At 34.9% G+C, this 22,462-nt stretch carries 21 protein-coding genes; 8 read left to right on the top strand and 13 right to left on the bottom strand.

The window, feature by feature from the left end:
- Positions 1 to 110: 110 nt before the first annotated feature.
- The 9 genes from MKY04_RS06170 to pdhA form a co-directional block, all read right to left on the bottom strand.
- On the bottom strand, positions 111 to 1,637 hold the full coding sequence (locus tag MKY04_RS06170) for a tripartite tricarboxylate transporter permease (RefSeq protein ID WP_126292923.1): 1,527 nt from the start codon (positions 1,635 to 1,637) through the stop codon (positions 111 to 113).
- A gap of 20 nt (positions 1,638 to 1,657) precedes the next feature.
- On the bottom strand, positions 1,658 to 2,107 hold the full coding sequence (locus MKY04_RS06165; protein WP_126292924.1) for a tripartite tricarboxylate transporter TctB family protein: 450 nt from the start codon (positions 2,105 to 2,107) through the stop codon (positions 1,658 to 1,660).
- Between the two features lie 61 nt (positions 2,108 to 2,168).
- Positions 2,169 to 3,191, bottom strand: coding sequence for a tripartite tricarboxylate transporter substrate binding protein (locus MKY04_RS06160; protein WP_346235527.1), 1,023 nt, complete (start codon positions 3,189 to 3,191; stop codon positions 2,169 to 2,171).
- Positions 3,192 to 3,542: 351 nt separating this feature from the next.
- Complete coding sequence (locus tag MKY04_RS06155; RefSeq protein WP_346235526.1) at positions 3,543 to 4,229, bottom strand: response regulator; 687 nt, start codon at positions 4,227 to 4,229, stop codon at positions 3,543 to 3,545.
- Positions 4,222 to 5,829 (bottom strand): ATP-binding protein, encoded by a 1,608-nt coding sequence (locus MKY04_RS06150; protein WP_126292927.1) that lies wholly within the window; start codon positions 5,827 to 5,829, stop codon positions 4,222 to 4,224. The genes MKY04_RS06155 and MKY04_RS06150 overlap by 8 nt, the downstream gene beginning before the upstream one ends.
- Before the next feature lie 236 nt (positions 5,830 to 6,065).
- Complete coding sequence (gene lpdA / locus MKY04_RS06145; RefSeq protein WP_126292928.1) at positions 6,066 to 7,478, bottom strand: dihydrolipoyl dehydrogenase; 1,413 nt, start codon at positions 7,476 to 7,478, stop codon at positions 6,066 to 6,068.
- Between the two features lie 3 nt (positions 7,479 to 7,481).
- A complete protein-coding gene (locus tag MKY04_RS06140) occupies positions 7,482 to 8,840 on the bottom strand; it encodes a dihydrolipoamide acetyltransferase family protein (protein WP_126292929.1) in 1,359 nt (452 codons plus the stop codon).
- Between the two features lie 30 nt (positions 8,841 to 8,870).
- Positions 8,871 to 9,848 carry an alpha-ketoacid dehydrogenase subunit beta gene (locus MKY04_RS06135; protein WP_126292930.1) on the bottom strand — a complete coding sequence of 326 codons (978 nt, stop codon included), beginning with the start codon at positions 9,846 to 9,848 and terminating at the stop codon, positions 8,871 to 8,873.
- Between the two features lie 3 nt (positions 9,849 to 9,851).
- Positions 9,852 to 10,964: a pyruvate dehydrogenase (acetyl-transferring) E1 component subunit alpha gene (pdhA, locus tag MKY04_RS06130; RefSeq protein ID WP_346235525.1), complete on the bottom strand. Its 1,113-nt coding sequence runs from the start codon at positions 10,962 to 10,964 to the stop codon at positions 9,852 to 9,854.
- 390 nt (positions 10,965 to 11,354) lie between these two features.
- Here pdhA and def point away from each other — a divergent pair, with 390 nt between their 5' ends.
- Positions 11,355 to 11,912 carry a peptide deformylase gene (def, locus tag MKY04_RS06125; protein ID WP_126292932.1) on the top strand — a complete coding sequence of 186 codons (558 nt, stop codon included), beginning with the start codon at positions 11,355 to 11,357 and terminating at the stop codon, positions 11,910 to 11,912.
- Between the two features lie 226 nt (positions 11,913 to 12,138).
- On the opposite strand, the gene MKY04_RS06120 is transcribed toward def, so the two are convergent.
- Complete coding sequence (locus MKY04_RS06120; RefSeq protein WP_346235524.1) at positions 12,139 to 12,909, bottom strand: Cof-type HAD-IIB family hydrolase; 771 nt, start codon at positions 12,907 to 12,909, stop codon at positions 12,139 to 12,141.
- Between the two features lie 525 nt (positions 12,910 to 13,434).
- On the opposite strand from MKY04_RS06120, the gene MKY04_RS06115 reads away from it, so the two are divergent.
- A complete protein-coding gene (locus MKY04_RS06115) occupies positions 13,435 to 13,644 on the top strand; it encodes a DNA-dependent RNA polymerase subunit epsilon (RefSeq protein WP_126296370.1) in 210 nt (69 codons plus the stop codon).
- 5 nt (positions 13,645 to 13,649) lie between these two features.
- Entirely contained in the window at positions 13,650 to 15,317 is a 1,668-nt protein-coding gene (rnjA, locus tag MKY04_RS06110; protein ID WP_126296371.1) for a ribonuclease J1, read from the top strand.
- 237 nt (positions 15,318 to 15,554) lie between these two features.
- Here the strand turns inward: rnjA and MKY04_RS06105 are convergent, their stop codons facing one another.
- The 3 genes from MKY04_RS06105 to MKY04_RS06095 form a co-directional block, all read right to left on the bottom strand.
- Positions 15,555 to 16,214 (bottom strand): potassium channel family protein, encoded by a 660-nt coding sequence (locus tag MKY04_RS06105; protein WP_126296288.1) that lies wholly within the window; start codon positions 16,212 to 16,214, stop codon positions 15,555 to 15,557.
- Between the two features lie 78 nt (positions 16,215 to 16,292).
- Positions 16,293 to 17,063 (bottom strand): class I SAM-dependent methyltransferase, encoded by a 771-nt coding sequence (locus MKY04_RS06100; protein WP_346235523.1) that lies wholly within the window; start codon positions 17,061 to 17,063, stop codon positions 16,293 to 16,295.
- 221 nt (positions 17,064 to 17,284) lie between these two features.
- The gene (locus MKY04_RS06095) at positions 17,285 to 17,728 is read right to left on the bottom strand and encodes a redoxin domain-containing protein (RefSeq protein ID WP_126296286.1); all 444 of its coding nucleotides are present in this window, start codon (positions 17,726 to 17,728) and stop codon (positions 17,285 to 17,287) included.
- A gap of 252 nt (positions 17,729 to 17,980) precedes the next feature.
- Here MKY04_RS06095 and MKY04_RS06090 point away from each other — a divergent pair, with 252 nt between their 5' ends.
- The 5 genes from MKY04_RS06090 to MKY04_RS06070 are packed head-to-tail and all read left to right on the top strand — an operon-like array spanning position 17,981 to position 22,309.
- A complete protein-coding gene (locus MKY04_RS06090; protein WP_346235522.1) occupies positions 17,981 to 18,523 on the top strand; it encodes an XRE family transcriptional regulator in 543 nt (180 codons plus the stop codon).
- Positions 18,524 to 18,539: 16 nt separating this feature from the next.
- The gene (locus MKY04_RS06085) at positions 18,540 to 19,631 is read left to right on the top strand and encodes an ABC transporter ATP-binding protein (RefSeq protein ID WP_126296284.1); all 1,092 of its coding nucleotides are present in this window, start codon (positions 18,540 to 18,542) and stop codon (positions 19,629 to 19,631) included.
- Position 19,632: 1 nt separating this feature from the next.
- Positions 19,633 to 20,436, top strand: a complete 804-nt coding sequence (locus MKY04_RS06080; RefSeq protein ID WP_126296283.1) for an ABC transporter permease — start codon at positions 19,633 to 19,635, stop codon at positions 20,434 to 20,436.
- The gene (locus MKY04_RS06075) at positions 20,436 to 21,236 is read left to right on the top strand and encodes an ABC transporter permease (protein WP_126296282.1); all 801 of its coding nucleotides are present in this window, start codon (positions 20,436 to 20,438) and stop codon (positions 21,234 to 21,236) included. The genes MKY04_RS06080 and MKY04_RS06075 overlap by 1 nt, the downstream gene beginning before the upstream one ends.
- Positions 21,233 to 22,309 (top strand): ABC transporter substrate-binding protein, encoded by a 1,077-nt coding sequence (locus tag MKY04_RS06070; protein WP_346235521.1) that lies wholly within the window; start codon positions 21,233 to 21,235, stop codon positions 22,307 to 22,309. Before MKY04_RS06075 ends, MKY04_RS06070 begins: the two co-directional genes overlap by 4 nt.
- The last annotated feature ends 153 nt before the right edge of the window (positions 22,310 to 22,462 follow it).

Here is a 22,462-nt window from a genome sequence, read left to right as displayed (position 1 = left end):
AAATAGCTGTCTATATTTCTTAGTGAAAAATTATATAAAAAAACTACTTAGTAATTTATTTTTTTACTAAGTAGTTTTCACTTTCTAATTTATCCAATCTTCAAAAAACATTATTCCTCCTCATTGACAATTACTTTTCTGCCCATAAACTTTAGAATAACTGGAATTAATACCCAAGCTATAGCAATAATTAAAAATACTAATGATAATGGCTTTGTCACGAAAATGCTCCAATCACCATTTGAAATCGTTAATGCACGACGCATATTATTTTCAATCATAGGACCTAAAACCAATGCTAAAACTAAAGGTGCTACGGGATAATCATTTTTTGATAATAAGTAACCGAATAAACCACATGCCAGCAACAAATACAAATCAAATGTAGTGTATTGAACAGCATAGACACCAAAAAATGAAATTGCAATAATGATTGGCAATAAATACTTTTTAGGTGTTTGAATAATTTTTGCAAATACTTTAACTAATGGCATGTTTAAAATTAATAAAACTAAATTTCCAATAAACATACTTGCAATTAGTCCCCATGCAATTTCAGGATGATCGTCGAATAATAAAGGACCTGGCTGAACGTTGTACATGATGAGAGCTCCCATCAAAATAGCAGTCGTTCCAGATCCAGGGATTCCTAAAGTTAAAAGCGGAATCATAGCACCACCTGAAGCAGCATTATTTGCAGATTCTGGACCAGCAACACCTGCTATATTCCCTTTTCCAAATGAATCTGGGTTTTTACTAAACTTTTTTTCTGTAATATAAGAGAAAAATGACGCTAATGTAGCCCCTGCTCCCGGTAATACACCAATAAAAAATCCTAAGAGTGAACCACGGGTAATCGGTTTTGCACTATCCTTTAAATCTTGCTTTGTTGGTAATATGCGTTTAATCTTCGCAATTGGCTCTGCATCTGTATCATTTTCCAAAATAGTTTTGAAAACCTCCCCTAATGCAAATAATCCAACCGCTATTGTTAAAAATTCTAAACCACCATATAATACTGGCAGGTCATATGTAAAGCGAGCAATACCCGATACCGCATCAATTCCTATAGTTCCAAGCATTAAACCGAAAACAGTCATAATTAATGCCTTTGTTACAGACTTTCCTGCAAGACCACTTACAGCAGCCAGTCCAAGAAGCATTAAAGAAAAATATTCTGCAGGACCGAATTCTAACGCAATATTTGACAAAGGTTCAGCTAATAAAACTAGACCAATTAACGAAACAATCCCCGCTATAAACGAACCAATCGCTGCTATCGATAGAGCAGCTCCAGCTCGGCCTTGCTGAGCCATTTGGTAACCATCTAACGCTGTTACAACTGAAGAGGATTCTCCAGGAGTGTTTAATAAAATCGAAGTAGTAGAACCGCCGTACATAGCTCCATAGTATACACCAGCCAATAGAATGATAGAGCTAGCAGCAGCAGCATCAGTCGGCATACCAGATGTTAAAGTTGCTGTAACTGGAATCAGTAATGCCACCCCACTCATCGGCCCAATTCCAGGCAGTACTCCAACGGCTGTTCCAATGATTACACCTACTAAAGCAAACAAAAGATTATGCCATTGTAGTGCAACAGTAAAGCCATCTAATAAAAATTTAATTGTATCCATTTATTAGACACCCCCTCAGTTTAAAATAAAGAAAATCTCGGTAAAGCTCCTCCAAGTAAATTGACGTACATTGCATATACACCGTAGGAGAAAATAGCTGAAATAATTAACGTTTGGATAACTCTCCCCTTTTCCATAACTTGGAATGCGACTACTAAAAAGATAAATGTTGATATAACATAGCCTATTATTTCTAGTAAAAGAACATAGACAATTGCAGAAATAAAGATGATAGCAAATTTCTTATAATCCAATTTCATTGTTTCTTTTTTGTCAGAGGCTTGCTTAAATGCTTCATATAATAAACGTAAACTTAAAATTCCTAACACAATCCCTAAAATTAAAGGATAAATCTTCGGTCCAACAACTGATCCGTATGCACTTCCTGAAATTTTCAAGCTCTCGGAAATAAACAAAATGCTAATTAATAGAAATATAATGCCTGATATTTTATCGAAAGATTTTATCATCCGTTTGTACACCTCCATCAGTTAAAAAGGGCAACTTTATCACGTTGCCCTTTTCCCGGCATTATTTGTGCATATCAAGAGCTTTTAATAATTCACTTATAACTGCTTCCTGTTCTTCTAAAAATGCAGTAAACTCTTCAGCATTACGGTATTCATGCTGCCAGCCGTTTCGCTCAAGTTCTGCTTTCCATTCATCTGTTTCTGCCATTTCAGACAATTTTGTTGTCCAATATTCAAACGCTTCATCAGACATATTTTTCGGTCCAAATAGGCCGCGCCAAATAGTGAACTCTGCATCAAGACCAAGTTCTTTGAACGTAGGAACATCTTCTAAAGCTCCTGTTAGACGTTCAGTAGAACTTACCGCCAAAACTTTTACATCGCCTGATTTAACGTACTCACCAATGGCTGATGCATCTGTAGCAATTACGTCTGCATTGCCTCCTAATAAAGCTGCAATTGCCTCACCGCCACCGTCATATGACACATACTTCACTTGTTTTGGATCAATGCCAAATGCATAAGCTGGTAATACACCAACTAAATGATCCATTGAACCAGGAGCTGATCCTCCTGCCAATGTCAATGAGCTTGGATCTGCTTTTATTGCATCTAAAAGTTCAGTTAAGTTGTTATATGGTGAATCCGCTTTCACTACAATAGCACCGTAATCTCGAGTTAATTGTGCAAGTGGCTTAGTATCTTTATAACCATATGGGCTATTACCCTCTGCTTTTAAATTATTAATAAGAATTGGTGGTGATTTTGCCATTAACATATAATCATTATCTGCTTCTTTAGTAGCGTATTCAGCCATAAATACAGCACCACCGCCGCCAGCACGATTTTCAACTGTAATCGCTTTCTCAACTAAACCTGTTTCTGACATAATTTTTGCAACAGAACGGGCTGTTAAATCCCATCCACCACCTGCTCCAGATGGTGCAACGATTATAATATTGCTTTCTGGATAATTTGATGAGCTTTCTCCACTGGCACCAGTTTCTGACGTATTACTATTACATGCTGCCAACATTATGGACAGCATCACCGTCATACCAAGGATTAATAATTTCTTCTTCATAAGACTCCCCCTTTGCTATACACCGTGTTTTAAATACTGATGTATAACAATAAGTTAATGAAAGCGCATACTAAATACAATAAAAGTAAAATAAAAGGTATTATTTCTATTAATTTGCATTTTGTTCATTTTGTTCACGATTCTTTAAAACACTGCAATGATATAACACGATAAAATAACCACCAAGAGTTTGAATCATGAAGGAAAAGGAATGAAGTTATTGAGAGGTTGTTTTTATGAATGTTTATAAAGAAAAAATCCGCCCATTCAAAATGAGCAGATTTTTATCAACTAATATACAAATTGAAGTTGTAGAAAGAGAAAAATAAAGACGCCTTTTCGTTTTACACATTACGACTTTGAAAGGATATATCTTCTTTCAGGTCTTCCAACTGTTCCATATATTAAATCTGTATATACTTTATTTTCAGAAACTAAGTGTTCTAAGTATCTTCTTGCAGTTGATCGGCTCATCCCCAAGTCTTTGCCCAATGCTTCAGCTGTTGTTCCTTCAGGATAATTTATTAAATAATCATAAACCTTGCTTCTTGTAATAGCGTCAATCCCTTTTGGTGTAAATTCATTCATTAGCATCTCTTTTGAGGAAGCCCAAATTTCTTTAATTTCATGCTCTTCAAGATGAGTACTTTTTTCTAGAAGTTTTCTTTTCGAACGGTATGTTTCTAAGCTTTCCTTAAACCTTTCAAATGTAAGTGGTTTCAATAAATAATCAATAACACCACCACGAAATGCTTTCTTTAATATTTCTGTTTCTGATGCAGCAGTAATAAAAATTATATCTGAATTAGGGCTATTAGTTTTTATATATTCCAACACTTCTGTCCCTAATTTATCTGGAAAGTAAACATCTAATAAAATTAAGTGCGGCTTAAATGAATCAATCCATTCGTATGCTTCTTCTGCATTAAATGCAACTCCAATATTTTTAAACCCCTCTATTTTCTCAATAAATTTTTGATGAATTTTTGCAATTCTTTTATCATCCTCAACAATTAAAACTTCTATAACATCAGTCATGATTAATCCCCCTTTTTGAAATCACGATGATAAATAGTGCTCCCCCTAAATCACCATTTTCTGTATAGATTTCTCCACCAAGTTCTTTCACGTTTTCTTTTACTTTTAATAATCCAAACCCATGTTGCTCAACAGTTTTACTTTTAGTAGTAATTCTTGTTTGGAAAAGTGATTCCTTAATTTCATCCCCGATGCCTGCACCACTATCTTCAACTTCAATTAAAAGCTCTTTTCCATTGTCTAAAATTAATATCCGTACAATTCGGTCCTGCTCTTGAAGATGTTCAACTGCTTCAAATGCATTCGTAACTAAGTTGCCTAAAATTGAAACGAAAAGATGCTTTTGAATGTTTTTTGGTAAACGTTCAAGTCTACTGTCTTCATCTATTATTAATTTAACTTTTAACTCTTTCGCTCTATTAAAAAATCCAATTAATATACCGCTAATTAGTGGGTCTTTTAAGTGTTCTGAAATAAAATGAATTAAACTGCCTTGCTCTTCTCGTTCCGTATGTATTAAGTCAAGAGCCTCATCATAATCTTTTAATTGTATTAACCCTGATAATGTATATAAAAAATTATTATATTCATGTGTTTGAGCGCGTAATGCTTCCGAATATTTCTTTACTTGTGATAGTTCTAATGCCAATCGATCAATTTCAGATTGCAGACGAAAACTCGAAACTGCCCCAACCACTTTTTCTCCATTCATAATAGGAATTCTGTTAACAATTGTTTTTTGACCGCCAATTTCCATTGGACGGTCTAGATGACGTTCCCCAGTAGACAATACCTCAAACATATGAGAATTTGGTATTACCTCTCGAATGTCTCTCCCAATTAATTGAGCATCTTCGTTAAGCGAAAGCGTTTTATATACCGCTGAATTTGCTACCGTAATAACCCCATCTTGATCGACCATAATAATTCCTTCTCGGACAGATTCTATCAGTGCATTTTGTTGTTTTAACAATTCAGCAATTTCTATCGGCTCATAATTTAAAAGCTCTTTTTTTATTCGTGTTGATAGTAGACTAGAAAAGATAATTCCTATGATTATACCAAAAATTACAATTAAGACAATATTATCTAAATATTTTAAAAAGATTGTATTTACATCTGTCTTTAAATACCCAACAGACACTACACCAATTATTTGTCCATCATAGCCGAATACTGGGGCTTTTCCCCTAATCGCTGGTCCAAGAGTTCCGGTAGCTTCAGATATATATGATATTCCTCTTATTAAAGCACCTTCATTATCATCTCCTACCATAGCCTGTCCAATTCGCTCTTCTACAGGGTGAGCATAACGTATCCCATTCTCATCGCCAATTACTACGTATTCAGAATCCGTTTCAATACGTATCTCTTCAGCAATTGGCTGTAGTACATCTGAAGGATTGTCAGCATAAAATCCCTCAATAATATCAGGACGATTTGCTGTTGTTTCGGCAATTTGCAGTGCCTTTAATCCAATTTCATCCTTTATTGCACTGGATAATATAAAATAAAATGATATTCCTGTTGCTATTGTAATTATTAAAATAATTAATATATTATAAATAAACATTTTCGACTGCATCGAATGTAGTCTCATCAAATCCCCCAACAAAACGTACTAATTTTCTTAATATTATAATAAATATTTTATCAATAATGTAGATTTCTTAATAAATTTACTTAAAGAAGTATTAATTTAATAAACGAAAATCCGTTCATTTTTAGAATTAATGAAGCACTAAATCATACAATAAAAAAAGAGTGTAGACAAAGGCATTTCTGACTTTATCTACACTCTGGCTTTCTTAACCTAAGTTAGAGCAGCATCTTTTATTATTTTGAAATAATATGGATTGGGTTGCCTAGTAATACTTCAGCAGTTTCCATTGTAATTTCACCTAATGTTGGGTGAGGGTGAATTGTTAAAGAAACATCCTCTGCAGTCATACCGCCTTCGATTGCTAAACATAATTCAGAAATCATATCAGAAGCACCTGTACCAACGATTTGTGCACCTACTAATAAGCCATCTTCTTTGCGAGCAACTAGTTTAACAAAGCCTTCAGTTTGGTTTAATGCAAGAGCACGACCATTAGCTGCAAATGGGAATTTAGCAACGCTAACTTCTAAACCTTCAGCTTTTGCTTGTTCTTCACTGTATCCTACAGTTGCCATTTCTGGATCTGTGAAACATACAGCTGGAATTGCTAAATAGTCAACGACAGATTTTTCTCCAGCGATAGCTTCGGCAGCAACTTTACCTTCGTAAGAAGCTTTATGTGCAAGTTGTGGTCCACCTACGATATCACCAATTGCATAAATATTTGGAATGCTTGTGCGGCATTGTTTATCAACTTTTAATAAACCGCGTTCTTCAAACTCAACACCAATTTGTTCTAGGCCAAGCTCATCAGTGTTTGGACGACGACCTACAGTTACTAATACATAGTCAGCTTCAACTTTTTTCTCTTCTCCACCAACTTCATACGTAACAACTACGCCTGTATCGCTTTCTTCAACACCTTTAGCAGATGCGTTTACTTCGATAGTAACACCTTTTTTCTTAAGGCCTTTTTTCACGATTTGCGTCATTTGTTTTTCGAAACCAGCTAAAATATCTTTGCCGCCTTCGATAATCGTTACTTCAGATCCAAAGTTAGCGAATGCAGAACCTAATTCGGTACCGATATAACCGCCGCCAATTACAACTAACTTTCCTGGTAATTCTTTTAAGTTAAGAGCACCAGTTGAGTTAAGTACACGGTTTGAGAATTTGAATGTTGGAATTTCAACAGGACGAGAACCTGTTGCTAAAATAGCATTTTTAAATGTATATGTTTGAGCTGAATCTCCGTCAATAACACGTACTGTGTTTGCATCTACGAAGTAAGCTTCACCTTTAACAATTTGAACGTTGTTGCCTTTTAAAAGACCTTCAACGCCTCCTGTTAATTTATTAACAACACTGTTTTTAAAAGCTTGAACTTTTTCAAAATCAAGCTTTACTTCAGAAGCAATTACTCCCATATCTTCTGAATGTTTTGCGTGCTCAAAACGGTGACCTACTGAAATCAATGCTTTTGAAGGAATACATCCAACGTTTAAGCAAACGCCACCTAATACATCTTTTTCTACAATTGTTACTTTTTGACCAGTTTGAGCTGCGCGGATTGCCGCAACATAGCCACCAGGGCCAGCCCCAACTACTAAAGTATCAATTTCAATTGCGAAATCTCCAACTACCATTTTTTACGCCTCCATTAATAAAAGTTCCGGGTCACTTAGCAAACGTTTTAAATGATTTAAAGCATATTGCGCTGTGGCACCGTCGATCATGCGATGATCAAAGCTCAATGATAATGCTAACACAGGTGCGGCTACAATTTCACCATTTTTTATTATTGGTTTCTCAGAAATTCTTCCGATTCCTAAAATTGCCACCTCAGGATGGTTTATAACTGGCGTAAACCATTGACCTCCAGCTGAACCAATATTGGTAATTGAGCAAGAAGCACCTTTCATTTCATTAGGTGTTAATTTTCCATCACGAGCCTTTGTTGCTAATTCATTAATTTCAGCAGAAATGTTGAAAATTGATTTGCGATCCGCATGTTTTACTACAGGAACGAGCAAACCTTTTTCAGTATCTGCTGCAATTCCTATATTATAATAGTGTTTTTGAATAATTTCACTTGTTTCGTCATCAAATGAACGATTAAATTCAGGGAATTCACGTAATGTAGAAACTAATGCCTTAACTACATACGGAAGATATGTTAATTTAACACCTTTCTCTTGTGCGATATCCTTGAATTTTTTACGGTGTGCTACTAAATTCGTTACGTCCACTTCATCCATAAAAGTAACATGAGGAGCAGTGTGTTTAGAATGTACCATTGCTTTTGCAATCGCTTTGCGAATTCCTGACATTTTCTCACGCGTTTCAGGGAATTCTCCTTCAAGATTTACAGGGACGTTTACAGCTGTAGTCTCTGCTTTTGCCTCAGTTACATTTGCCTCTTTGGCATTAATCGATGCAGCAGATGGAGTAGCTGTGTCGCCCTTCAAGAAGTTTTCGATATCTTCTTTTAAGATACGTCCATTTTTCCCAGTCCCATTAACAAGCTGAATATCGACACCTTGGTTTCTTGCAAATTTTCGAACTGAAGGCATTGCAATTACGCGTTTAGTTGATGTAGCTTCAACAATTTCAACGTTTTTCGAAGGTGCAGCTTCAGAATCACCTTGAACAGGCGCCTTTTCTACTGGACTACCGTCTTCAGCTGTTGCTTGAACTTGCGCACTCGTAGTTGCAGTAGATTGTTCTTCTTGGTGATGATCATCACCTTTAAACTGAAGATTTTCATAACCAGGAGCATCGATTCGGATGATGACATCTCCTACTACTGCTACAGAACCTTCTTCTACGACAATTTCCTCAATTGTCCCTTCAACTGGTGAAGGCATTTCAACAACTGCTTTATCATTTTGAATCTCACAAAGTACATCATCTTCTTGAATTTTATCGCCCGGTTTAACGAACCATTTTACGATTTCGCCTTCATGTATACCTTCTCCAATGTCTGGCATGCGGAATTCAAACGCCATATATTTCACCCTTTCCGTACTTGCAAATGATTAGAATGTTAGAACTTTTTTCGCTGTTTCTAAAATATCCTTATAGTTTGGCAACCAGATGTTTTCCGCTTGTGGGAATGGATATACAGTATCAGGAGCTGCCACACGTAAAACAGGTGCTTCCAAACTTAAAATTGCACGTTCTGTAATTTCAGATACAACGTTTGCTGCAATACCAGCTTGTTTTTGTGCTTCTTGAACAACAATTGCACGATTCGTTTTTTCAACAGAAGCAATGATAGTTTCGATATCAAGAGGTTGAACTGTTCGTAAATCTACCACTTCTACCGAATATCCTTCTTTTTCTAATTCTTCTGCTGCTTTTAAGCTTTCATGTACCATTAAGCCATATGCAAAAATCGATAAGTCCTTGCCTTCTCGTTTTACATCTGCTTTGCCTAAAGGAATTGTATAAGCTTCTTCAGGAACTTCTTCACGTATTGAGCGATATAGTTTTAAATGCTCTAAGAATACAACAGGATCATTATCCCGGATAGATGAAATTAATAAACCTTTCGCATCATATGGAGTAGAAGGAATTACCACTTTTAAGCCAGGTTGTTGTGCCATTAAACCTTCTAAACTATCAGAGTGCATTTCTGGCGTATGAACTCCACCACCAAACGGAGAGCGGATTGTAACTGGCATACTATAAGTATTGCCTGTACGGTAGCGATAACGAGCTAATTGTCCACTAATAGAATCCATTACTTCATAAACAAAGCCGAAGAATTGAATTTCAGGAACTGGGCGAAAACCAGTTAGCGATAAACCTACTGCTAAACCACCAATTCCAGATTCAGCTAGAGGTGTATCAAAAACACGATCTACACCAAATTCATTTTGAAGACCTTCCGTAGCACGGAAAACCCCACCGTTTACGCCGACGTCTTCACCGAACACTAAAACATTTTCATCATTTTTTAGTTCACAACGAAGCGCATCAGTAATTGCTTGAACCATAGTCATTTGTGCCATAGGTTATTTCGACTCCTTCTCTTTGTAGATTTCATATTGCTCTTGTAAATTAACAGGCATTTCTTCGTACATATTTGAAATAAGGTCCGTTACCTTTTGTTTTGGTGTTTCATCAGCTTGTTTAATCGCTGCTTTAATTTCTTCTTTTGCACGTTCAATTACTTCATTTTCTTTTTGTTCAGACCATAACCCTTTACCTTCTAAGTAAATACGGAAGCGAACAATTGGGTCTTTAGCTGCCCACTCATTGTCAATATCAGAAGTACGGTAACGTGTTGGATCATCACCAGACATTGTATGAGGTCCATAACGGTAACACATTGTTTCGATTAATGATGGACCTTCTCCATTTACTGCACGTTGTCTTGCATCACGTGTTGCAACATATACCGCTAATGGATCCATACCGTCTACTAGAATACTTGGAATACCTGCAGCGATACCTTTTTGAGCAATTGTTTTTGCTGCTGTTTGCACTTCACGTGGTGTTGAAATTGCGTACTGGTTATTTTGTACGATAAAGATTGCAGGTGATTTTTGAGCTCCTGCAAAGTTGATTCCTTCATAGAAGTCCCCTTGTGAAGAACCACCGTCACCTGTATACGTGATGGCTACAGTTTTTGAACCACGTTTTTTTAGACCTAGCGCAACTCCAGCAGTTTGCACATATTGAGCACCAATGATAATTTGCGGAGGTACAACATTAACTCCCTCAGGAATTTGATTTCCTACAAAATGTCCACGGCTGAATAAAAATGCCTTCCACAAAGGCAGACCGTGCCAAACAATTTGTGGTACATCACGATAGCCTGGTAAAATCCAATCATCTTTTTCTAATGCAAAATGTGAAGCTAATTGAGAAGCTTCTTGACCAGCTGTCGGTGCATAGAAACCAAGTCTACCTTGACGATTAAGCGAAATTGAACGTTGATCTAAAATTCTTGTATATACCATTCTTGTCATTAGTTCAACTAACTCTTCATCAGATAGTTTCGGATCTGCTTCCTCATTAACAATTTTTCCTTCTTCATTTAGAATTTGAAACATTTGGAATTGATCTTCAATTTCTTGCAAAGTAGTTTTCGGATCAAATTGTTTTGAAATTTTTTCTCCCATATAGCACCTCTCCTTAATTTCTGTATTAAAAATTTTTATAAAAAAATTAGTACAACAACTTGTTAGATAGAGTATATAAAAATAAATCCAATCGGTCAATCATAGAATACTGTTTAAATTACACTTTTTTTCTCGAAAAAATAAAAAAACCATTTCTTTCATCTGTTATATAGTAATATTCAAACTGTATTATAACAATAATATCCCCTACTTTATTTGTATAACATTTCATCTACCCATCCCCTTTTGTTGCCAAACTACATATACTAATGCGACTAAACTTTTTCATAAGCAAAAATGGATTATGTGTGATATTTTAAATAGAGAATAGATTCTTTTTATGTATACTTAAATACATAAGTAGATTTAGTTTCGAAAGGAAGTTTAAATATGATTTTAATGAAAGATATTGTTCGCGAGGGTCATCCAGCTTTGCGAACAAGAGCACAAGAAGTTACATTCCCGTTATCTGAAGAGGATCGCAAACTCGCTTCTGATATGCTGGAGTATTTAATTAATAGCCAAGATCCAGAAATAGCTGAAAAATACGGTCTTCGTTCTGGTATAGGTTTAGCTGCCAATCAAGTAAATTCTTTAAAAAGAATGTTTGCATTGCATCTAGAGGATGACAAGGGTGAACTCTTAAGTTTCGTAGCTGTTAATCCTAAAATTGTTAGCCATTCTGTTGAAAAAACATATATTCCATCAGGTGAAGGCTGCCTTTCAGTAGATCGTCAAGTACCTGGTTACGTACCACGATACGCAAGAATAACAGCAAAATTTTTCACAATTGATGGTGAAGAAAAAAAATTACGTTTAAAAGGATTACCAGCTATCGCCTTTCAACATGAATTAGACCATCTAAACGGTGTAATGTTTTACGATCACATAAATAAGGAAAACCCATTCGCTGAAATACCGGATTCCTGTCCATTAGAACGCGAATAAAAATAAAAGACGGACGTCCAAAAATCCTTTTAGACACAAGCGCTTTGCTTCTAAGGTGGTTACCCATCCTCGTCACAATTTTTTCTGCGACGAAAGCTTCAGCGACAATCGAAAAGGGGACGTCCAAAACTTCTTTCGGACGTCCCCTTCATTATTAACAAAATAGATTAATTATAGACTGATGTATAAAATTACAGGAATGGTAAATTTATAAAAAACTTTTCAATTATATAATTTTCAGCTTTTTCATAACTTTAGCAAGACCATCGTGATCGACATGATCTGCTACAACATCTGCAACTTTTTTTACTGTTTCATGGCCATTACCCATTGCCACACCTGTTCCCACCGCTTGCAGCATTTCAATATCATTCAAACCATCACCAAACGCTATTGAATTCTCAATTGGAATCCCCATTTTATCAAGCAATTTTTTTATACCACGCGCTTTAGATCCATCTTTTGGAAGAATATCACAGGAATATCGATGCCATCGTACAAATTTTGCTTCAGGAAACGCTTCTTTATATAGCTGTTCGTCTTCTTCTTCCATAAATATTAACGTTTGATACACTTCATTATCTTCATAAAATAAAGGGTTAGCCTCTGGATATGGATATTTTAATGTATTTATGCTCTCACGTATAAAATCGTCTCCTTCAATTGATGCAATCATTTTCTTATCATCAATGAATACAACCGGATGATTTCTTTCATTGCCAAATTGAATGATTTCGGAAAGGTAATTTTTGGGGATACTGTCAGTAAAAATTACTTCGCCTTTATACACTACATACTGTCCGTTAAATGTTACATATGTATCGATTTCTAATTCATCTAATACTGTTTGAATCATAAAAGGTGCTCGACCTGTTGCTATAGCAATTTCATAGCCGTTTTGTCGCGCTTGTTTAATTGCATCCTTTGCAGATTGAGGTATTACTTTTTCACGATTATAGAGTGTACCATCCACATCAAAAAATAAAATATCCTTCATTTTAAAATCCTTTCCATGCATATTTATATGTAAATGAAAAATACTTTACATATATACAGAATTTCAGTATAATTAATTTAAGGAGTGATGTGCCATGTTAAAACGACTCAAAAAGAAAATTTTGAAACGATTAAATGGCATCCTCGGTAAAAAATCTATCGCTTAAGCCCTTCAATTTTGAAGGGCTTTTCTTTATTTTAAAGTAGTCGCATGATAATATAAAGGAAATGCATCATTTAATAATTAATTGATTCGTCTTATCTTCATTCTGCACAAGACTCTTGCTCCAAATGATGGTAAAATGATTGAAGGTGTAGTTTCAGCAATTCAACTAATGTTCGCTGAAAGAAGATAAAACCTTTAGGATGATGTCACAGATTTTGAATACAACTATTTGATTAACGTCTGCTTTATTAATACAAGCCAGAAATTCATAATCTGTACGGCATTTCGCCAAGGTATGATCGATAATATTGTGAAGATGAATGATTGCACAATAATGTACGTAATAAAAGGAGAGAAATTATGATTTACAAAGTTTATTATCAAGAAAATGCAAATGAAGTACCAGTTCGCGAAAATACAAAAAGTCTTTATTTAGAAGCATCTTCGGAGAGAGAAGTCCGCGAATACTTAAAAGACCGCAATTATAACATTGAGTATATCCAACTACTTGAGGGCAATTATTTAGAGTATGAACAAAACAGCCCGGACTTCCGTTTGGAGAATGCTTAACATTTATGAAATTTGTAAAAAATGATCAAGCTGCCGTTTTCGCTCTTGGCGGACTGGGCGAAATCGGCAAAAACACATATGCAGTACAATTCCAGGATGAAATTATAGTAATTGATGCTGGAATAAAATTCCCAGAAGACGATTTACTGGGGATTGACTATGTCATTCCTGACTATACGTACTTAGTACGCAACGCTGATAAAATTAAGGGATTATTTATAACACATGGTCACGAAGATCATATCGGTGGCATTCCGTACTTATTACGTCAAGTTAATATCCCTGTTTATGGAGGCAAACTCGCTCTTGGGCTATTACGAAATAAATTAGATGAGCATGGCTTACTCCGTACAACAAAACTTATTGAAATTAAAGAAGATGACATCATTAAATTTAGAAAAACATCTGTTAGTTTCTTCCGTACCACTCACAGTATTCCTGATGCTTTTGGTATTGTTGTAAAAACGCCTCCTGGTAATATCGTTCATACAGGAGACTTCAAATTTGACTTCACACCTGTTGGTGAACCAGCGAATTTGACTAAAATGGCTGAAATTGGGCGTGACGGCGTACTATGCCTATTATCTGATAGTACAAATGCTGAAGTACCAAACTTCACAATGTCAGAACGTAAAGTTGGCGAAAGCATTCATGACATTTTGCGTAAAGTTGAAGGACGTATTATATTTGCAACGTTTGCGTCGAACATTCATCGCTTACAGCAAGTAACCGATGCAGCTGCACAATATGGACGTAAAATTGCCGTTTTTGGTCGTTCAATGGATAATGCAATTTCAATTGGTCGTGAACTTGGTTATATAACAGCACCAAAGGAAACATTTGTCGATGCACAAACTATTAATCGACTGCCTGCAAATGAAGTAATAATTTTATGTACAGGCTCCCAAGGTGAACCAATGGCAGCACTATCCAGAATTGCAAACGGTACACATCGACAAATTCAAATTCAACCTGGTGATACGGTCGTATTTTCATCATCACCAATCCCAGGAAACACTATGAGTGTCAATAAAATTATTAACTTATTGTTCCGCGCAGGTGCAGAAGTCATTCACGGTTCATTAAATAACATCCATACATCCGGCCACGGCTCTCAAGAAGAACAAAAATTGATGCTGCGGTTAATAAAACCGAAATTTTTCATGCCGATTCATGGTGAATACCGGATGTTAAAAATGCATACAAGTTTAGCTGTAGACTGTGATGTACCTCTTGAAAATACTTTTGTCATGGAAAATGGCGATGTATTAGCGCTAAGTTCAAATAAAGCTGCTGTAGCAGGTCGCATTCCATCTGGGGATGTCTATATTGACGGAAGTGGAATTGGAGATATTGGCAATATCGTGCTACGTGATCGACGAATTCTGTCAGAAGAAGGATTAGTTATCGTAGTAGTAAGTGTTGATATGAAAAAGCAAAAAATTGTTGCAGGTCCAGATATTATTTCCCGCGGCTTCGTCTATATGCGTGAATCAGGTACAATGATTAGTGAAGCACAAAAAATGTTAAATAATCATTTAAATGAAATGATTAAAGCGAAATCTACTCAGTGGACAGAATTGAAAAATGAAATTACAGACGTATTAGGACCATATCTTTTTGAGAAAACTAAACGTCGCCCAATGATTCTACCTATTATTATGGAAGTATAAAAAGGCAAGCACTCAACTACATTGCTATATCACATACAGACATGAAACCTTTTACAAAAAGGTGCTAGCTCTGTTATATGCTACTAAGCGATTAGAGTAGTGGGGCTAGACACTTTTCGAAACATTCCGAAAAATATTAATGTATAAAAAATAAGGGTTGTCCATTTAGTGAATTCACTGTTGGACAACCCTTATTTATTTTTCATAATGGAAATTTACGTTTTGATGAAACAACATTTAACTCATTGTTTTCTTTAAGAAGCGGTTAATATCAACATCTGCACCAATAACTAACAGAATATCACCAAGCAATATTTTATCATCAGCTGCAGGAGAAATGATGATGGAGTCGCCCCTTTTTATGCCAACGATATTAATTCCATATTTCGCACGAATATCTAAATCAATTAATGAGAACCCTGCAATTTGTTCATTTGCTTTTATTTCCATAATTGAATGCTCATCAGAAAGCTCTAAGTAATCAAGTACATTATTTGACATCATATTATTAGCAATTCGAATTCCCATATCACGTTCTGGATGAACTACATGGTCTGCACCAATTTTTCTTAACACTCTAGCATGGTAATCATTTTGTGCTTTTACGGTAATTTGTTGAACTCCTAAATCTTTTAAAATTAAAGTTGTTAAAATACTTGCTTGAATGTTTTCACCGATGGCAATAATTACATGTTCAAAATTACGAATTCCAAGAGATTTTATTACTTCCTCATCTGTTGTATCTGCAACGACTGCTTGAGTCGCAATTTTAGCATATTCATCAACTCGCTCAGGAGAAGTATCAATTGCCAGTACATCGGCACCTAGCCTAATCAGTTCTTTTACAATACTTCCTCCAAAACGTCCTAATCCAACTACGACAAATTCTTTTCTCATGTTTCCCCTCCGTACAAGACCTCGCTTCACCTATTTTAACTTAGTGGCGCCGCTTTGTACAAATAGTATAGTTAATTATTATTCCTTGACTCCAACAAACCTTATTCTCTTATAATCCGCTTCCCATCGCCCATCTTTAAATAAAATTGGTTTAAGAGCGTTTTCGACATTTGCGATGATAAAATCCTTTCTGTCTTGATTTACCCCATCGAAAAGTGAATTTCCAAACATATTAATCCAATTTTTCAAACCGTCTGCTCCCTCTAATGGTGTTGGTCTATTAAAATGTGATGCATAAACCACCCGAAAACCAACACTTTCCATTAAAGTTGAATATTCTCCTATGCTTGGATAATACCAAGGATAATTTTCCTCATGATATTCTATTCCACATGCCTTTATCTGTTTTATAACTTCGTTTGTAATAACTTGTACATTGCCTTTCCCACCAAATTCAGCAACAAATCTACCTCCATGTATTAGACTATTATAGATGCCAGCAATCGCTTTTTCAGGAGGCTGTACCCAATGCAATGTTGCATTCGAAAATACTGCATTAAAGACATTATCGTAATCTAGAGATATGGCATCCTTAACTAAAAATGTTACTTCAGGATATTTTGCTTTTGCCTGTTCAATCATATTTTCCGATTTATCTGTACCAATTACATGAACACCGATATCAAATAGTTTTTTCGCTATATCCCCTGTTCCACATCCTAAATCTAAGATTCTCTCACCAGGTTGTGGTGATAATAGTTCGATAACATCGCTGCCATACTTCGATACAAATGAATGGCGTTCATCATATAATTTTGCGTTCCAACTATCTTTTTTAGTAGTGTTCATCTTTGACCTCCATATATTCACATTATTTGTAAAGTTATTTAAATAGATTGTAAAGTATATGGACTATAATTAATATTTGCTAAAAATCATAGATGTTATAACTAATTTTTATAAAGCTCCATTCGCGCTTTGTTTTCTCTGTAAAATAAAGAGTAAATTAACAGCTCCCTCGCCAAAATAAACGTTGAATGCGTAAAGCGCGAATGGCAATTAATAGTTTGTTAAGTTTCTTGTATTAATCGATTAATACTCGTTTCCACCATTTTCGTTCCTCTGCTTCCTGATTGATAATGCCGCAATACTCCAAATTTATCAAAAACATAATATGCGGGGACAAATTGATTATTAAATGCATCTGTTAATTTCAAAAAATTATCGACAAAAACCGGATGAGAAATATTGAACTTAGCAGCAGTCTTTTTAATTTGCTTTATATCCGTATCTTCTTCTGATCTAGGCATATGGACTGCAACAACATTTAGTTGATCCTTATACTGTTCGCAAATTCTATTAACATTTGCCATCGCTTCTTTACATTGATGACAACTAACTGACCAAAAATGAATTAAAGTTGGTTTTTCTCCTATTAATTGTGAACGTGTCACTTTACCATTAATCCATTTCGATGCCCCTTCTAATTCAGGCATTGGTGTGCGTAATCTCATTTATATTTCCCCCTAATATGAAATAAAAAATGTAGCATCGATCGAATATAAAATATTCTAAAGTCTTTCAAATCGTTACATTCAAAGTAAATCTGAAATTCAACTTTAAGATTTATAAAAACTTAAAAAAATAGGTATTGATTTACGTATTTTTTCCAGTATAATAATATCGTTGTTGTAAACTTTAAGTTTTGTTAAAGTAAACTTTTATACTGGAAGTTTATGAACACTAAACTTTTAAGGAGATTTATTATGCAAATTGGCGCAAAAATTAAAGCATTACGAATTAAAAAAGGACTAACACAAGAAGAATTAGGGGAAAGAACAGATTTAACAAAAGGATACATATCACAACTAGAACGTGACTTAAATTCTCCTTCAATCGAAACATTATTCACTATTTTGGAAGTGTTAGGTACAACTCCTAGAGATTTCTTTGATGATTCGTTAAGTGAACGGAAAATCGTTTATAACGAAGAAGACCAAACTTCTTATTTTGATGAAGATAAAAAATATCAAATACAATGGCTTATCCCAACATCAAATGAAAAAGAAATGGAGCCAGTTCTAATAACTCTTCAAAACGGCGGCGAATATAAACAATTTGAGCCATCATTATCAGAGACATTTATTTATGTTTTAAAAGGAAAAATAAGAGTTGTATTAGGTGAAGAACAATATATCGCTAGTGAGGGAAATGCAGTCTATTACGAAGCATCAGAAAAACATCAAATTATTAATGCAAACAATGGCAAAACAATGTTGTTGTTAGTTGCAACAGAATCTTATTTATAGGTTAGGAGGCAAAAAAATGAACGACACAATCATTCGATTTGAAAATGTTTCAAAATCATATGATGACGGGACAGTAGTATTAAAAAATATTAATTTTGAAATTGAAAGAGGCAAATTTTATACGTTGCTAGGACCTTCTGGTTGTGGGAAGACAACCATCCTTCGTTTAATTGCAGGATTTACAGAGCCTTCAAACGGAACTATATATTTTAACGACAAGAATATTAATAACGTACCTGCCAATGAACGACAAGTGAATACCGTTTTCCAAGATTACGCTCTATTCCCTCACTTGAATGTTTTTGAAAATGTAGCTTTCGGATTACGCATCAAAAAACTAAAGGAATCTGATATCCAAAATCGAGTAATGGAAGCCCTAAAGTTTGTAAACTTAAGTGGCTACGGCAATCGTGAAATTTCGGAAATGTCTGGTGGACAACGCCAACGTGTTGCAATTGCACGAGCAATTGTCAACGATCCTGAAATAATTTTATTAGATGAACCATTATCTGCACTCGATTTAAAGTTACGCTCCGAAATGCAATATGAACTAAGAGAGCTTCAACAACGTTTAGGTAAAACATTTGTATTTGTTACACATGACCAAGAAGAAGCGTTGGCTATGTCTGATGAAATTTTTGTTATAAATGATGGCGAAATTCAGCAATCAGGAACTCCCGTTGATATTTATGATGAACCTATCAATCGCTTTGTTGCAGATTTTATAGGAGAGTCAAATATTGTTGACGGGGTAATGATTGATGATTTCCAAGTTCAATTTAACGGTAAAACGTTTGAATGTGTGGACCAAGGCATGAAGCCAAATGAAAAAGTAGATATAGTGATTCGACCAGAAGATTTGGAAATCACTAGTGTTGATAAAGGAAAACTCGTTGTAACAGTTGATACACAACTTTTCCGTGGTGTACATTACGAGCTTTCAACTTATGATAAGGATGGGAATGAGTGGCTAGTTCATTCACTTAAAAAGGCAGATGTAGGTGAACAAATAGGTTTAGATTTTGATCCAGAGGCAATCCATGTAATGCGCTTAAACGAAACAGAAGAAGAATTTGATAAACGACTTGAGTCCTATGGAGAAGACTAAAATGACAAATAGAGTTTCTAAAGGATCGTTGTTTCCTTATTGTTTATGGATTTTATTATTTGTAATTGCACCTATTGCCTTAATAGTTTACTATTCTTTGCTGGATTTAGAGGGGAAATTCACTTTAAGTAATTATCAATCATTCTTTTCCCCTGCTTATATAAAAATGACATTCACAAGCTTTTGGTATGCATTTTTAATTACGTTTTTTACACTCGTAATTTCTTATCCAACTGCTTACCTATTAACAAAAACAAAGCACAAGCATTTATGGTTAATGTTAATTATTATTCCTTCATGGATTAATTTATTATTAAAAACTTATGCATTTATCGGGATTTTTGGTTTGTACGGTCCAATAAATGCTGTTGTAGAAGTGTTCGGAATAGAACCAAAACAAATTTTATTTACTGATTTCAGCTTTATTTTTGTATCAGTATATATTTTTATTCCATTTATGATTATTCCTATTTTCAATTCACTAGATAAATTAAACCCAACATTAATATATGCAGCGCGTGATTTAGGAGCTTCGAGCTTTACAACATTCCGTCGTGTTGTTTTTCCTTTAACAATTGATGGAGTGAAATCTGGGATTCAAGTAACGTTTATCCCTGCATTATCATTATTCATGATTACCCGTTTAATAGCTGGGAACCAAGTCATTACATTAGGAACTGCTATTGAACAACAATTCCTTGTATCCCAGAACTGGGGAATGGGTTCTACAATTGCAGTATTCTTAATCATAATTATGATTATTATTATGCTTGTTACAGGACAAAGAAAAGGAGGCCGTGCATAATGAAAAAATTATCTGCTGCCTCAAAGATCTATCTTATAATCGTTTTTATTATTCTATACGCTCCTATATTCTATTTAATTTTTTACTCATTTAATAGCGGCGGCTCGATGAACAATTTTGAATCTTTTACCCTTGAACATTACAAGGCGGTGTTCGAAGATTCAAGATTAATCGTCATCTTAATCAACACAGTGATTGTAGCATTACTTTCTGGATTGATTTCTACAATTATAGGTACACTTGGTGCAATAGGTATTGTATCGATAAAAGATGCGAAAATGAGAAATATACTTCTTTCATTAAATAATGTTTTAATCGTAAGTCCTGATGTTGTTATTGGTGCGAGCTTCTTAATATTATTTACAATGATCGGTGTAAAACTTGGATTCACTTCTGTTTTAGTTTCACACATAGCATTCAGTATACCTATTGTCGTACTAATGGTTTTACCAAAACTTCTTGAAATGAATAAGTCACTAATTGATGCGGCACGCGACTTAGGAGCAACTAAGCGGGATGTATTAACAAGAGTTATCCTTCCCTATATTCAGCCAGGGATTTTTGCAGGCTTCTTTTTAGCGTTAACTTATTCGCTAGATGATTTTGCTGTTACTTTCTTTGTAACAGGAAACGGATTTTCTACCCTTTCAGTAGAAATATACTCGATGGCACGTACTGGTATTTCGCTAACAATTAATGCCCTATCAGGATTAATCTTTTTAATTACTGTTTTAGTTGTAATTGGCTACTACTTTGTTGCGAATCGTGCAAAACGAGTTAGCGAGGAGGTACAGCGATGAAACCGTTAATTCAAGCAACTATAGCAATAATAATTGTATGTGCACTCCTATTATTTACAGCAAATAGATTAGAAACTGCTGGTTCACAAGGAAGCAAAGATACCATCACGGTATATAACTGGGGAGAGTATATCGATCCAAGTTTAATTGATCAATTTACAGAAGAAACCGGCATACAAGTAATTTATGAAACATTTGATTCAAACGAAGCTATGATGACAAAAGTTGAACAGGGTGGTTCTGCTTATGATGTCGCTGTACCTTCTGAATACATGGTCCAAATGATGATTGAAAAAGACCTCCTTATACCATTAGATCATTCTAAAATTCCAAACCTAAAAAATATTGACCCTTACTTTTTAGATTTGGCTTTTGATCCTAAAAACAAATATTCAATCCCCTACTTCTGGGGTACAGTCGGAATTGTTTATAATCCAAATTTAATTGACGATCATTTAACATTTACGACTTGGGAAGATTTATGGGATCCTTCATTAAAGGACAAAGTATTCTTAGTTGATGGTGCACGTGAAGTAATGGGAATGGGCCTAAATTCTTTAGGTGAATCACTTAATTCAAAAGATGATGAGCTGCTTAAGAAAGCTACAGACAAATTGATTACATTGTCGCCAAATATTAAAGCAATCATTGGAGATGAAATTACACCATTAATGATTAATAACGAAGCAGCTGTTGCCTTAACATGGTCTGGTCAAGCTGCCGATATGATGTGGGAAAATGAAGAACTTGATTTTGCAGTACCAAAAGAAGGTTCAAATTTATGGTTTGATAATTTTGTTATTCCAAAAACTGCTGCAAATATTGATGGTGCTCATGCATTTATAAACTTTATGCTAGATGCTGAAATTTCCGCACAAAACAACGATTATGTTGGATACTCAACACCTAATGCAGCAGCAATGGCTTTAATGGATCCTGAAGTAATTGAAGACGAACGTTTTTACCCAGGAGAAGATTTACGAGATAAATTAGAAGTTTATGAAAACCTAGGCCTTAAATGGTTAGGAAAATACAATGAGTATTTCTTAAAGTTTAAAATGTCTATACGATAGTTTGAAAAGCACAAGCTCCTCGATTAGGATTTGCACACAACAATCATTTTATATTATTGATTAAGTCGACGAAATTAGAATTAAAATTTCGTCGGCTTTTGTATATGTTGGTTAAAATGAACAACCATTTTTTGTAGTTAATCAAGATAGAAT

It is taken from the genome of Lysinibacillus telephonicus (assembly GCF_039654155.1).
GTDB classification, from domain to species: domain Bacteria; phylum Bacillota; class Bacilli; order Bacillales_A; family Planococcaceae; genus Ureibacillus; species Ureibacillus telephonicus.
Note: the sequence above shows the minus strand (reverse complement) of the source record. Positions and strands in the feature narration are given on the sequence as shown.

Excerpts from the sequence above, each read along its gene's own strand:
- MKY04_RS06170 (WP_126292923.1), bottom strand. The coding sequence starts at position 1,637 with ATGGATACAATTAAATTTTTATTAGATGGCTTTACTGTTGCACTACAA.
- MKY04_RS06165 (WP_126292924.1), bottom strand. The coding sequence starts at position 2,107 with ATGATAAAATCTTTCGATAAAATATCAGGCATTATATTTCTATTAATT.
- MKY04_RS06160 (WP_346235527.1), bottom strand. The coding sequence starts at position 3,191 with ATGAAGAAGAAATTATTAATCCTTGGTATGACGGTGATGCTGTCCATA.
- MKY04_RS06155 (WP_346235526.1), bottom strand. The coding sequence starts at position 4,229 with ATGACTGATGTTATAGAAGTTTTAATTGTTGAGGATGATAAAAGAATT.
- MKY04_RS06150 (WP_126292927.1), bottom strand. The coding sequence starts at position 5,829 with ATGAGACTACATTCGATGCAGTCGAAAATGTTTATTTATAATATATTA.
- lpdA (WP_126292928.1), bottom strand. The coding sequence starts at position 7,478 with ATGGTAGTTGGAGATTTCGCAATTGAAATTGATACTTTAGTAGTTGGG.
- MKY04_RS06140 (WP_126292929.1), bottom strand. The coding sequence starts at position 8,840 with ATGGCGTTTGAATTCCGCATGCCAGACATTGGAGAAGGTATACATGAA.
- MKY04_RS06135 (WP_126292930.1), bottom strand. The coding sequence starts at position 9,848 with ATGGCACAAATGACTATGGTTCAAGCAATTACTGATGCGCTTCGTTGT.
- pdhA (WP_346235525.1), bottom strand. The coding sequence starts at position 10,964 with ATGGGAGAAAAAATTTCAAAACAATTTGATCCGAAAACTACTTTGCAA.
- def (WP_126292932.1), top strand. The coding sequence starts at position 11,355 with ATGATTTTAATGAAAGATATTGTTCGCGAGGGTCATCCAGCTTTGCGA.
- MKY04_RS06120 (WP_346235524.1), bottom strand. The coding sequence starts at position 12,909 with ATGAAGGATATTTTATTTTTTGATGTGGATGGTACACTCTATAATCGT.
- MKY04_RS06115 (WP_126296370.1), top strand. The coding sequence starts at position 13,435 with ATGATTTACAAAGTTTATTATCAAGAAAATGCAAATGAAGTACCAGTT.
- rnjA (WP_126296371.1), top strand. The coding sequence starts at position 13,650 with ATGAAATTTGTAAAAAATGATCAAGCTGCCGTTTTCGCTCTTGGCGGA.
- MKY04_RS06105 (WP_126296288.1), bottom strand. The coding sequence starts at position 16,214 with ATGAGAAAAGAATTTGTCGTAGTTGGATTAGGACGTTTTGGAGGAAGT.
- MKY04_RS06100 (WP_346235523.1), bottom strand. The coding sequence starts at position 17,063 with ATGAACACTACTAAAAAAGATAGTTGGAACGCAAAATTATATGATGAA.
- MKY04_RS06095 (WP_126296286.1), bottom strand. The coding sequence starts at position 17,728 with ATGAGATTACGCACACCAATGCCTGAATTAGAAGGGGCATCGAAATGG.
- MKY04_RS06090 (WP_346235522.1), top strand. The coding sequence starts at position 17,981 with ATGCAAATTGGCGCAAAAATTAAAGCATTACGAATTAAAAAAGGACTA.
- MKY04_RS06085 (WP_126296284.1), top strand. The coding sequence starts at position 18,540 with ATGAACGACACAATCATTCGATTTGAAAATGTTTCAAAATCATATGAT.
- MKY04_RS06080 (WP_126296283.1), top strand. The coding sequence starts at position 19,633 with ATGACAAATAGAGTTTCTAAAGGATCGTTGTTTCCTTATTGTTTATGG.
- MKY04_RS06075 (WP_126296282.1), top strand. The coding sequence starts at position 20,436 with ATGAAAAAATTATCTGCTGCCTCAAAGATCTATCTTATAATCGTTTTT.
- MKY04_RS06070 (WP_346235521.1), top strand. The coding sequence starts at position 21,233 with ATGAAACCGTTAATTCAAGCAACTATAGCAATAATAATTGTATGTGCA.